10 protein-coding genes and 1 pseudogene are annotated in these 12,599 nt (G+C 48.4%); 6 read left to right on the forward strand and 5 right to left on the reverse strand.

The window, feature by feature from the left end:
- The first annotated feature begins 249 nt into the window (after positions 1-249).
- Complete coding sequence (locus H6F73_RS23305) at positions 250-2,166, forward strand: GTPase family protein (RefSeq protein WP_190761143.1); 1,917 nt, start codon at positions 250-252, stop codon at positions 2,164-2,166.
- A 202-nt stretch (positions 2,167-2,368) separates the two neighbouring features.
- On the opposite strand, the pseudogene H6F73_RS27130 reads toward H6F73_RS23305, so the two are convergent.
- From H6F73_RS27130 to H6F73_RS23330, 5 genes and pseudogenes are all read right to left on the reverse strand, one after another.
- Positions 2,369-3,251 (reverse strand): annotated as a pseudogene (locus tag H6F73_RS27130) (IS982 family transposase).
- A 374-nt stretch (positions 3,252-3,625) separates the two neighbouring features.
- Positions 3,626-4,555 (reverse strand): NmrA family NAD(P)-binding protein, encoded by a 930-nt coding sequence (locus H6F73_RS23315; RefSeq protein WP_190761144.1) that lies wholly within the window; start codon positions 4,553-4,555, stop codon positions 3,626-3,628.
- Positions 4,556-4,639: 84 nt separating this feature from the next.
- On the reverse strand, positions 4,640-5,386 hold the full coding sequence (locus tag H6F73_RS23320) for an NAD(P)-binding domain-containing protein (RefSeq protein ID WP_190761145.1): 747 nt from the start codon (positions 5,384-5,386) through the stop codon (positions 4,640-4,642).
- A 224-nt stretch (positions 5,387-5,610) separates the two neighbouring features.
- Positions 5,611-6,339, reverse strand: a complete 729-nt coding sequence (locus H6F73_RS23325) for a nitroreductase (protein ID WP_190761146.1) — start codon at positions 6,337-6,339, stop codon at positions 5,611-5,613.
- 22 nt (positions 6,340-6,361) lie between these two features.
- A complete protein-coding gene (locus H6F73_RS23330) occupies positions 6,362-6,838 on the reverse strand; it encodes a MarR family transcriptional regulator (protein WP_190761147.1) in 477 nt (158 codons plus the stop codon).
- A gap of 918 nt (positions 6,839-7,756) precedes the next feature.
- On the opposite strand from H6F73_RS23330, the gene speB reads away from it, so the two are divergent.
- From speB to H6F73_RS23360, 5 genes are all read left to right on the forward strand, one after another.
- On the forward strand, positions 7,757-8,962 hold the full coding sequence (gene speB / locus H6F73_RS23340) for an agmatinase (RefSeq protein ID WP_190761149.1): 1,206 nt from the start codon (positions 7,757-7,759) through the stop codon (positions 8,960-8,962).
- 66 nt (positions 8,963-9,028) lie between these two features.
- The gene (hypA, locus tag H6F73_RS23345; RefSeq protein WP_190761150.1) at positions 9,029-9,412 is read left to right on the forward strand and encodes a hydrogenase maturation nickel metallochaperone HypA; all 384 of its coding nucleotides are present in this window, start codon (positions 9,029-9,031) and stop codon (positions 9,410-9,412) included.
- A gap of 47 nt (positions 9,413-9,459) precedes the next feature.
- On the forward strand, positions 9,460-10,167 hold the full coding sequence (hypB, locus tag H6F73_RS23350) for a hydrogenase nickel incorporation protein HypB (RefSeq protein WP_190761151.1): 708 nt from the start codon (positions 9,460-9,462) through the stop codon (positions 10,165-10,167).
- A gap of 281 nt (positions 10,168-10,448) precedes the next feature.
- Complete coding sequence (locus H6F73_RS23355) at positions 10,449-11,498, forward strand: ABC transporter substrate-binding protein (protein WP_190761152.1); 1,050 nt, start codon at positions 10,449-10,451, stop codon at positions 11,496-11,498.
- A 133-nt stretch (positions 11,499-11,631) separates the two neighbouring features.
- Positions 11,632-12,477 (forward strand): ABC transporter permease, encoded by an 846-nt coding sequence (locus H6F73_RS23360; RefSeq protein ID WP_190761153.1) that lies wholly within the window; start codon positions 11,632-11,634, stop codon positions 12,475-12,477.
- Positions 12,478-12,599 lie beyond the last annotated feature (122 nt).

Below are 12,599 nucleotides of genomic sequence, written 5' to 3' on the forward strand. Positions count from 1 at the left end.
AATTCACCCAAAAAATCGACTTTACCCTGGTGAATATCCTAGAATAAAAGGTTTTTTGCGATCCGAACTACTACCAGATCCATACCACTTACCCTCACAATGAAAACGACGCTTAATAGTTTATTTAACCGACACCTAGCGCTCTAACACGGTTATTATCATATTAGTCTGCATTAACCGGCTCACCACCCATCCTAGGAGCGTTAGCGCGACAATAGCAATATAACAACGCTAAGTAGGCAGAGTGCAATGGTGCGATTAAAGCTGTGGCAATGGATTGTATTGGCAACCCCAATCGTAATGATCGTGGGTTTCTTGCTGGTAGCAGCCGGCAGACAAATCCACGAATGGGGAATTAACTGGATCTGGGCTGTATTTACCCTTCTATTAGTTGGCTGGCGGTGGCTGCTGGTTAAATGGACGAAACCGGCATTCGATCAGATGGAAGCCGTCATGGCGGAAGTTAACAAAGAATTGGCATCTCCAATAGGAGATTCAACCGCACAGTTAGCCGGCAATGACACAATAAATCAAGCAGAAACTGCACTTCAAGAAATCGTAACAACAGCACAAAATGATCCGCCAATTTGGGAAGATTGGTCAATATTTTGGCAGCGATGTCAGGAACTTGTTGCTGCCGTCGCCCATGTTTATCATCCTGAAGTTAAGTATCCCTTACTTTCTATTTACGTTCCCCAGGCTTATGCCTTAATTCGGGGAACCGTGGATGACTTGGATCGATGGATGCAAAAATTATCTCCCGCCCTCAATCAAGTTACGGTTGGGCAGGCTTATGAAGCTTACGAAGTCTATCGCAAACTAGAGCCATCCGCTCGCAAACTGATGAAAGTTTGGAATTGGGCGCAGTGGTTTTTAAACCCGGCGGTGGCAGTGGCAAAAGTCGCGAGTCAGCGTTCCGGTAACCAGGCAACTCAGCAATTGCTGGTAAATTTGGGTCAGTCGCTGCGGGAAGCTGCCTTGCGGAACCTCTGCCGGCAAGCAATCACCCTCTACGGCGGCGGTACGGTGCTTCCTGGGGAATTTGCCACTTCTACACCGGCACTCCCGAAAGCCCAAACCCAAACTCTGCGAGAAATTCTCTCACAAGCCGAACCTGTCGAGAAAGTTGAGCAAAAACCCATCAGTATTCTGCTGGCAGGGCGCACCGGCGCAGGAAAAAGCAGTTTGATTAACACCCTGTTTCGGGCAGATAAAGCAGCGGTTGATGTATTACCAAGTACAGACAAAATACAGAATTATCGCTGGCAAAGTGATGCCGGTGAAACGCTTATTCTTTGGGATACACCGGGTTACGAACAAGTCAACCGTGGAGATCTACGGGATGAAGTGCTGGAGTTTGCCACCGGCGCGGATCTGCTACTACTCGTCACACCGGCTTTAGATCCCGCCCTGCAAATGGATGTGGACTTTCTCAAAGACCTGAAAACGGCAGTTAAAGATTTGCCGGCCATTGTACTCGTTACCCAAGTGGATCGCCTGCGCCCGGTGCGCGAATGGGAACCGCCATACGATTGGCAATGGGGCAACCGGCCTAAAGAAAAAGCGATTCGGGAAGCGACGGAATATCGTGCTCAACTTTTGGGTGATTTCTGTAATTTAATTCTGCCCATTGTTGCCGGCGATCTGAAAACAGGTCGAACTGCTTGGAATGCAGAGGCGATATCGCAGGCGCTGGTGCAAGAAATCTCGCCGGCTAAACAACTTCGTCTTGCCCGCTTTCTGCGTAATTTGGAAGCCCGCACGGTTGCTGCCGGCAAAATTATCGACCGCTACACGTTCCAAATGGCAACAACTCAGGGACTTACAGCACTGTTGAAAAGTCCGGTTCTGCAGTTCATTTCCACCATGTCAACCGGCTCTCCAAATTTAGCGTATCTCCTGGCTGAGCAAATTCCTGTGGAGCAATTGCCGGTGGTGATTGGTAAGCTGCAAATGGCTTATGATCTGTTCTCACTGTTGAATGCCGGTGACGCGCACCCGCTCAATTTTGACTTGCGATCGCTTTGGCCGGTGTTGCTAGAAAACACGGCTGCACCAGAACGCAACGCTTGGGCTTTCGGTCATGCTTTGGTGGAATACTGGACTCAAAATCTGCCGGTGGAACAATTGCAGCAGCGGTTTGAATCTTATCTGCAACAAGTTTAAGCCGGCGCTACATCTGTCGTAAATTTCTTTTAACAACTTTTGCAACAAGTCTATTGACAAATTGCTAAAGTTGTTTTTTTAACCGCAGATTTTGCAGATAAGGTTAACCGTGTTTTTAACTTTTTTGCTCGTTATGATTTCAACTCAAATGATTGAAATTTTAAAATTATTTACTATATTCATTAATTAACCTGAGTTCGGGTTAAGCAGAAGGGAGAAAAAAGGCATCGATATTGACAGAAGGCTTCTTAGGATGAAGGCAATAGGCAATCAATCCACAGACCAAGTTGACTAAAAAATTGACCGGACTGCGACGGGTGAGAATGCTCAATCCCAGAGATGTTTGTTAGTTGGTCGATAATCGTCTCAATGATGGAGCGTTTACGCGTTAGCAGCTTATCCATCAGTGGCATCAGCTTATTTTTCATATTGCGCTTTGGCTTTGTAATCAGTTGAATCCCCATCTGGGTTAACAGTTGCTCAAATAACTTTTGGGATATGTAGCCTCGGTCAGTTACCACAAGAGCCAGACAAACCTTTGAGCAGATTGAGAACAGGCTTGCGGTCAAATGCAATTACCGCAAGTAACAGCGATATTCAGCAGTTGTCCCAGGTCATTACAAATCAGATGTAGCTTAAAGCCGAAAAACCAGTTTACAGAAGTCTTACCTCGCTTGCCGATATTCTGGAAAACCTTGTGCATTTTGATGCGGCGGTTATGACACACCCCAATCTTGGTGGAGTCAATTACTGACACCCCCGTACACTGACCAAAACAACTGTGCAGATAAATGCTCAAGGGTATTAAGGTGGAAGGCATCCATTCGACAAAACGTTGATAACTTACCAACGCCGGGAAAGGCTTGAAGCCAGTGTCCCATGACTTGATTGAGATAAAACCTTTTAAAATTCCGGTAATGGGATTGGTGAAATGCAATCGTGATGGTCATAATTTCACTGGGGCACAGTTGACGATGACGTTGGCGGTGTTTCAGTCCATTTCCCATCACTTGTTTGTCCCACAAGAGTTCAAAAACTTGGCAGAAATCATCGACAGCGCAAAATAGTTCTTCTAAATTAATCATGGGACGAGCCTGTAAAGCTTTGGTGTGATGACTTTTAGCTTACTTGCTTGTCCCTTTCTTATCCCGAACTCAGGTTACATATAAATCGCACGGCTCAGACGAACCCCGAAATCGGCATCCGGATTTGTCGTGGCGTCACCAAGCCGCTCTTGCATCACTGCAACTGCCAAGTCCCGGCGCTTTGGCGATCGTGATGCGTCGGCAATTGCCAGCGCTGCCGCCATCTGTTCACGCGTGAGATCAGTGCAATAGCAGGGCGTGCCTGGTTGCTGACGCCACGAATCGGCGAGCGTGCCGGCGTCAAAAGCATCAAGCCCGGTGTCTTCGACGGTAAGGCGCTTCTGCGACCACTCCCACCTGCGAAAATCGCCGGCTTATTCCGTGGGAGTTTCGTCGGCGCGCCGATCGACCAGATCGAGCAGTTCGGCCCGGTGTGCTGTCGCCCAAGCACGGAAACTGGTTCCGGGCCGACCCAGCAGATATGGGATGTCGTCGCGCACCGTGCCGAAATAGCCCAGCCGCCCGTCGGCGAGTTGTGTGCAGAATTCTATCGAGCTCTTGGCGTACCAGTCCTCGACCTTCAACCCGCCCGCCTTGAACAAGGCTTCCATGTCCGCTGGATGGCGCACGTCGCAGGTGATCGTGCGGCCCATGACCTCGCTCAACATGATGGCGAGTTCGGGCCCCGTCATCGTCTCGGTGCTGAGATAATAGTTCTTCGAGGCGTGGTTCTCGGGTCCGTCGCGCAAGACCTTAGCCGTGACCGCCGCAATATCTGTAACGGCGATGTAGCCGACCCGCTGCTCTCCCCAGAACACCGGGAACGAACCGCCCGTCGGCGGCGACACGTTCAACATTCCATCCATGAACATATTGGGGTGCAGATGTGTCCAGGGTATGCCACTGGCCTCGATGTAGCACTCGACCAGCGCGAACCAGGAGAATTTCGAGTCGGTGCAGTCGTCGTTGGCAAAGACGCCCTGATTGACGATGTGTTTCACCCCTGCCTTCTTGGCGGCATCGACCAGCGTCTTGGTCTGGTGCGTCATGGCGATCGTGTAGCCGGTCAGGATATTGAGCCGCTCGACACCGCAGAGCGCGGGCCCGAATGTGCGCGGATCGTCGAGGTCGAACAGCACCGCGTCGCGACCTTCATTGTGCAACCGCTCCAGATCCTCCTGCTTGCGTACCCCGATACGGATGCGTGCGTCGCTCGAGTTTCGGTCGAAATCCTCCAAAATGAAGCGGCCGGTCTGGCCGGTGACGCCCATAAGGAAGATGAGTGGGCTGTTGTCGGTCGCCATGATTGCTCTGCGGTTGTTTGTGTGGATGTCGAACGGGAAGAGGCGTGACGGGCGGGGAAGTTGTTCTCCAGCCCATGACCGCCTTCACATGAACAGCGCGCGGGTCAGGCGCACGGCATAGTCAGAATCAGGGTTGGTAGTGCTATCACCCACCCGCTCCACGATCGCCTCGATCGCAAGCTCGCGGCGCCTGGGCAAGCGCTCACGTTCCGCCGAGGCGAGCGCGGCAGGCATCTCCTCGCGGCTGAGGTCTGTGCAGTAACAGGGCGATCCGGGCTGCTGGCGCCACGAATCGGCAAGCGTGCCGGCGTCGAAAGCATCAAGCCCGGTGTCTTCGACGAGGGCCATCGCCACGGAGCGATCCTTCTCGCGGTCAGCAGCGACAGGGAGGGCGATACGGTCAGGGCTTCCAGCAGGCTTGCCCTTAGTGGCGAAGGAGCCAGACCCGATCGCGTTCCACGCCTTGGCGATCGGCCGGCCTAGCTGTTCGGCCACCCAAAGGCTCTCAACCTGCCCGGCCTCGATAGCATCGATCTTGTCGTCGCGGTGGGGATAGTAATTGGACGTGTCGATGACGACTGTCTCGGCTGGTAGGTTGGCGATCAGTGGCGCGATTGTGGGAATGCGGTTGAGAGGGATCGAGAGGATCACCACTTCAACGTCCTCGACAGCTTCAGCCGTCGATACCGCGCGTGCGCCGAAAGCCAGCACATCGGCCTCGATGGTCTCGGGGCCGCGAGAGTTGGCCACCTTCACGTCATGTCCAGCCGCACTGAGTTTGCGTGCCAAAGTCTTTCCGATATGGCCAGTGCCAAGAATGCCTATCTTCATAAAACGATTTCCTTTTACTGGGTAAGAGTCTCATTCCACTGCTGTACATCATTTGGGCCGGTCTTACCCCGAGTGATTCTCGAAGTAGGGGCGCCCGGCCTCGTCCGCCTCGGCGCGGTAGCCAGCAATCTGTCAGGCGTCAGCCTGCGCCAGCGCGGCTTTTACTTCTGGTCTGTGGGTTACATCTGTTGTTAAATGACCAATCATCCTCATCCGAACATTTTTTAATGGTGAAAGGTCACGCTCTCTGAGACGGGAACGCGCCCCATCCGAACACTGTTGACTGGTGCTGTGAAGTCTGGATAGCCAAACGCAATGGCAAACATCAGCTTGAGTTCATCGGAGATACCCAAATATTCGCGGATGGTCTGTGCAAAAAAGCCAATGGCGGTCTGCGGAATACCTCCTAAACCGCGCGCCGTCAGAGACAACAAAAACGTCTGGCCATACATTCCAATGTCACCGCCAACGCGCACATTATCTCCAAAGGAAGGCATGAACAGCAGAGCGACATGAGGTGCACCGTAGAAGGTGTAATTTTTTGCAGCGGCTTTATGACGCGCGATCTTGTCGCCCCGCGCCACACCCATCGCCTCATAAAAGGTTTTGCCGTGTTCAATTCGGCGTTCACTATAGGTGCCATAAAAGCACTCCATATCGAAGCTAAAATCCGGCGTGAAATTCTCCGCTTCGTTTTGCTCGGTTAGAATGCGGCCCAATTCTTTGATCTTTTCGCCCGAAACGATGTGTGTGTTCCACGGCTGCGTGTTGCAATTCGATGGAGAATATTGTGCATCTTCCAAGACTTGCAAAATTTGAGCGTTAGGGACGGGTGTTGGTAAAAATGAGCGGAATGAGCGGCGCGCTCGAACTGTCTCTTCAAAAGAGAGTGTTTGTGATGGTTCATTTTCTAATTCAATGAGACCGTTTGAAAGGTGTGTTGCGTTTGACATCGTGAAACCTCAAAAGATGGTGTCAGTTGGAAGGTGGTTCGTGGTCGAGAGCCTTGGCTAAACGGGGTATTGCCAGCCCGTTCAACGTGTCGCGAAGCTCGGCAAGGTCTTCATCGGAGAGACGGCAGGCCGTCTCGATCTTTTCAGGGATCGAGCACGCTGCCTCGCGGAGTGCCTCGCCCGCTTCTGTCAGATCGATAAGAACGCGGCGTTCGTCCTGCTGGTCACGGGTGCGCGTCACCAACCCCGCGCTCTCAAGGCGCTTTAAGAGGGGCGTCAAGGTTCCGTTATCCATACCCAGTTCAAGCCCTACTTCCCCAACAGTGCGCGGGGTGCCCTCGTAGAGAGCGAGCATGACCAGAAACTGAGGATAGGTCAGGCCCAAAGGCTCAAGAAAGGGCCGATGAAGCCGAATGACGCGGTTCGACGCACTATAGAGGGCAAACGAAAGCTGCCTCCCCACCTGTCGCCGTTGGTTGATGTTCGAGTTGTTATCCATTTTTAAATCCAGTCAACAACTATTATATAGCGCACTACATAATGGTGCAATACCTATAAGTCACTTTTTTCTGGGTTTTCTACGGTGATCCTTGTAAGCGCGTGTTTCATATGGCGTGAAATTGGCGTTTCGCCGGCTTTGGCTTGGTGAGCCGCTTGAGCATGAGGCAGAGCATGGACACGTATACGAAGGCTTCTGGGCTAGGCGGCAGCGCCTCATAATCTTTGCTCAGACGCCGGTTGCGACCCAGGCAGGCGAAAGTGCGCTCTATTGCCTTCATTCTAAGAAGCTTTCTTTCAATATCGATGCCTTTTTTCTCCCTTCTGCTTAACCCGAACTCAGGTTAATTATCTTGACTTCAGCAAGGTTTTGGGGTTGCCGGCAATTATTCAACCTAAAAAATCTGAAACTGACAAAGAATTGACGAGCGGATGCTGCATCATGTCTCAGAAAATTTTTAGAGTGAAGACAAAATCAAGTATTTACAGATATTTGGTAAATTACGATACTTTTTTTAAATAAACTCATTGCTAATTTATGTACTAGAAAGTACAGGAGAGACTCTTAAAAGCGTTCAGAAGTTATCCAAGACGGTAGTTAATACAGTTGAAACTTCAACGATTTTGAGAGAACTCATAGATACGAAGTAAAAAATTTAATGGCCTCTAGGGTTCCGGTTTGAGCCGCGCAATATAAATCTAATTTCAAATTGCCGTTGCTCAAATGCTGGTCCGAGAGAGGTAAGCTGGCTTCTCCAAAACTTATAGTTTTTTGTGAGGAATTCGCTAGTTACACGGCGGGATAAAAGCCCGGGAGGAACGTACCAGTCGCTGAGACTGAGCTTGTTCTCCTGGGCTTTCGGCGTTGACGAGCGCAAATTCCTCATTTTGTTGTGTTGAAAATTTTTAGGGTATTTACATGACTGAAAATCCTTCAGAAAACCCCATGTTCCAAAGCCCATCGACAAATAACGGGCACATTGCATCGGAAGCGCAACGCGCTTTAGAATTGGAAGCGAGATTGCCCCTAACCGGCTGGCAGCAAGAGGTATCAAAAGGGCTGGAATACGGCTTGGAAGCAGCATCAAGTATTCAAGATCGCAGCATTCCCACATTTTCTCGCGGTGAACTGCCTCATTATGCCGGTATTAACACCTTTCTCAAAGCGCCTTATGTAGAAGATGTGCGTAAGGTTGGAGAATATGATGTTGCAATTGTCGGTGTTCCTCATGACTCCGGAACCACTTATCGTCCCGGTACAAGATTTGGCCCTCAAGGAATTCGGCGGATTTCTGCACTCTATACCCCCTACAACTTCGAGTTAGGTGTTGATCTGCGCGAACAAATTACGCTTTGCGATGTCGGGGATATTTTCACGATTCCCGCTAATAATGAAAAGTCATTTGATCAGATTTCTAAAGGTATCGCTCACATCTTTAGTTCGGGTGCATTTCCGATTATTTTAGGCGGCGATCATTCCATTGGTTTCCCCACAGTACGGGGGATTTGCCGGCATTTAGGGGATAAAAAAGTTGGCATTATTCACTTTGATCGCCACGCCGACACCCAAGAAACTGACCTCGACGAACGGATGCACACCTGTCCTTGGTTTCATGCCACCAACATGAAAAACGCCCCAGCGAAAAACTTGGTACAACTGGGAATTGGCGGTTGGCAAGTGCCTCGTCAGGGTGTAAAAGTTTGCCGGGAACGCGCGACTAATATTCTCACCGTTACTGACATTGTAGAAAAAGGAATTGATGCCGCCGTCGATTTCGCCTTAGAACGCGCCTTAGATGGCACTGACTGCGTTTATATCAGCTTTGATATTGATTGCATTGATGCCGGATTTGTCCCCGGTACAGGTTGGCCAGAACCCGGTGGATTACTGCCTCGTGAAGCCTTAGCTTTATTAGCAAAAATTGTGCAGCGTGCCCCGGTTTGCGGGTTGGAAGTTGTGGAAGTTTCTCCACCTTATGACATCAGCGATATTACTTCACTCATGGCAACTCGCGTAATTTGTGACACAATGGCTCATTTAGTGCTGTCGGGACAACTGCCACGGAAGCAGAAGCCGGCCTATATTTTTCCAGAGTCACAACCGGAAATGGTTGCGTGGTCATAAAAGTTTAGAGGCGCGAGAAATTGCGTCTCTATAACTCGAATATTTGCATTAGATTTGGGTAGATCCATGCACGAAACTGATATGACCAAAGCGCTGATTGTAACGGTGCGAAAATGGTGGAAAGAACAACCAGATCGCCCCAAAATTTCTCAGGTTCATCTAACAGTCGGTCAATTTACTTGTGTTGAACCTGTGAGTTTGCAATTTGCCTTTGAAGTTCAAACCCGCAATACGTTTCTAGATGGCGCAGAATTAGTTATTGAAGAAACGCCGCTGATTGCTTTCTGCCATCAATGCCGGCAGGAATATCGTCCTGAAATTGGTATTCAATATGCTTGCCCAACTTGTCAGTCTCCAATGGATGATATTCGCTCAGGGCGAGAACTGAAAATTGAGCGCATTGAATATTCGCAACCTGATGTTGTTACTTCCAGTAAAAGCGAAGAGTAATATCGTTGCCATTTATCGCTATTCATCTAAACTCCAAAAGCTGAATTATGCACCAAACTTTTGACGCTGCTTTAGGAATTAACTTGCTCCACGCCAATCAGGAAGGGGCTGATCATAATCGCGCCCATTTCGATGAGTGGGGGATTACTTGTTTAAATATTATGAGCAGTCCCGGTGCCGGCAAAACTGCATTGCTGGAAAAAACACTTGCGGTTCTGACAAATGAGTGCAAAATTGCAGTCATTGAAGGTGATATGACCACAGAATTGGATGCGGATCGCCTGCGGAAATACAATGTGCCGGTGATTGCAATTAATACGGGCCGGTCTTGCCATTTAGATTCTAAAATGGTTGCCGGCGGAATTCACCGGCTCTCCCATGAATATAATCCCTCAGAATTCGATTTAGTATTAGTAGAAAACGTCGGGAATCTCGTTTGTCCTGCGGAATTTGAAGTAGGCGAACACCTGAAAGTTGCGCTTTTGAGTGTGACAGAAGGGGAAGATAAACCGCTAAAATACCCAGTAATGTTTCAAGAAGCAGATTGTCTATTAATCACCAAGATGGATATAGCACCCCATTTAGATGTTGATGTGGATCTGATTGTGGCAAATGTGCGACAAATGAATCCTCATGTCACCATTATTCCCGTTTCTGCAAAAACTGGAGAAGGGTTAGAAGCTTGGTTTGATTGGGTGCGCTCTCAGCTTGCTCAATCATCAACTGCTCAACAGGAACTTTCAGGGGTTTGCTGAAGAAAATATCAACCCCAGTGTTGTTGGGGTGGGCAAGATGCTCACCCAGTCCCTCACTAACAGCATTTCTTACAAAACTTAAAGATCTAGAAATGTAAAAGCTTGAACGATATCAAGTTTCTACTTTTTCAAACTATCTGTATGTTTTGTATCACAAGAAACAAAGCGGTGACTGCTTTACCTGCTACACATAGTCAACCGCTCTGTTAAAAATTATCTTTGCTAACAGCGAATAACAAACTGCTGAAAACTCCCAACCAATCTCTGCGCTAGGAGATGCTATGAGAGTGCGATCACCTCTATCTTTCTGTATCCTTTTTCTTGTCACGCTGACGTTCGTTGTCGGTTGCGTTAACCCGGCAATCTACATCAAAACAACTACCGAAACCGAAACGGCATCCTCAGTAAGTGCCGGCAGCGTCCGTTTAGGATTCAGCGCATGGCCCGGTTGGTTTCCTTGGCAAGTCGCCCAACAGCAAGGAATTTTTCAGGCAAACACCGTTCCAGTCGATTTGAAATGGTTTGATGGGTATTTGGAATCGATCAGTACGCTGACAGCCGGCCAAATTGATGCAAATAGCCAAACCCTGGGAGATACGGTTAACTCTGTATCCGGTGGCGCAGACCAAGTGATTGTGCTGGTTAACGATAACTCCACCGGCAATGATAAAGTGATTGTCAGCGAGGCCATTAACTCAATTGCTGACTTAAAAGGAAAAAAAGTCGCCGCAGAAGAAGGCACAGTTGATCACTTTCTGCTGTTGTTAGGGCTAAAGAAAGCCGGTTTATCACCTCAAGACATTCAGTTTATTCCCCTAGAAACAGGTAAAGCAGCCGCAGCCTTTGTAGCAGGACAAGTCGATGCAACAGCGGTGTTTGCTCCTTTTACCACTCAAGCATTGAAGCGTTCGGGTAGCAAAGAACTATTTAGTTCCAAAGATTTTACCGGCGCAATTTCCGATCATCTCGTCTTCACCCGTAAATTTGTCGATGAACATCCTGATCGCGTTCAAGCATTAGTTGATTCTTGGTTTGCCACCTTGGAATATATGGAGGCAAATCCAGAGAAATCTTATGAAATTATGGCGCAACGAGCAGGAGTATCTGTTGACGAATATAAACAGTATGCGGATGGCACTCGGATTTTCACAATTGAGGAAAATTTAACAGCTTTTCAACCGGGTAACGATTTGACTTCCTTACAATTTGCCGCCCAGGAAATGAGCAAATTTCTTAGGGAAGTAGGACTCGCAAGCAATAATCCAGATATCAGCCGGCTGTTTGATGATCGCTTTGTCAAAGCCTACGCAGAGAAATTTAAAAAATCCTAAAAATATCCAATCACACCCTTAACCTCCCACACATATATTATCTGCATACATCTGCGTTTATCTGCAGTTAAAAAAAATGAACCTTTGCAAAAAAACCGATATATCCCTCTCCTTGTCCTCGTAAAAATTAGTCATGAATCAAAATCCTGAATCGATTCGAGACTTTCTCCGATCTAAAAAACTCAATCCCACTGTTTTCTGGCAACTCGCTGAAGACATTCCCAAACCGCTCAATACGGCATTACTGATTACCTCGATTGGAGTTCCCCTACTGCTGTGGTGGTTGGTGACTACCTTTGGGAATATCGATCCTAAATTTTTACCCTCGCCAGCTCAAGTTCTTGAAGCATTTGGCCGGCTGTGGAAGACTCGCGAACTGCTTAAGGATACCGTCGCAAGTCTGTGGCGCGTTGGTGTCGGGTTTATTTTTGCGGCAGTTTTTTCCATCCCCATTGGGGTATTGATGGGCAGCTTTGCCAGTATTCGCGCCTTACTAGAACCGCTGTTCGGGTTAATGCGTTATATGCCGGCACCTGCCTTTATTCCGCTGTTAATTCTCTACCAAGGCATTGGAGAAGAACCGAAAATTACTCTAATTTTTATTGGTGTGTTTTTCTTTAACACCCTGATGGTGATGGATACTGTAAAATTCGTATCCAAAGATTTAATTGAAGCTACTTATATGTTAGGAGGAAGCCGTTTACAAGCCCTGCTTCAGGTGATTTTTCCCCATGTATTGCCGGGAATTCTTGATGCCTGTCGCATTAACTTAGCAGCCGCTTGGCAGTTAGTCATTGTCTCAGAACTTATTGCCGCATCAGAAGGGTTAGGTCGGCGAATCAGCGTGGCCGGTCGATTTCTTAAAACTGATGAAATTTTTGTGGGATTGATTGTAATTGGAGTAATTGGGTTGACATTTGATCTGTTGTTTCAATACTTTTTGAGAGTTTCTTGTAAGTGGGCAAGTCAACAACGATAGTTTCTGTTGCCGGGAGAATTTTATTAGAAACCGCAGATGCACGCAGATAAACGCAGATAAAACGCAGATAAGGTTAACGCCTTACAGAGATGTGGTTGGTTGTTTGATTTTCTGTTGAGCAA

Source organism: Microcoleus sp. FACHB-68, assembly GCF_014695715.1.
Classification (GTDB): Bacteria; Cyanobacteriota; Cyanobacteriia; order Cyanobacteriales; family Oscillatoriaceae; genus FACHB-68.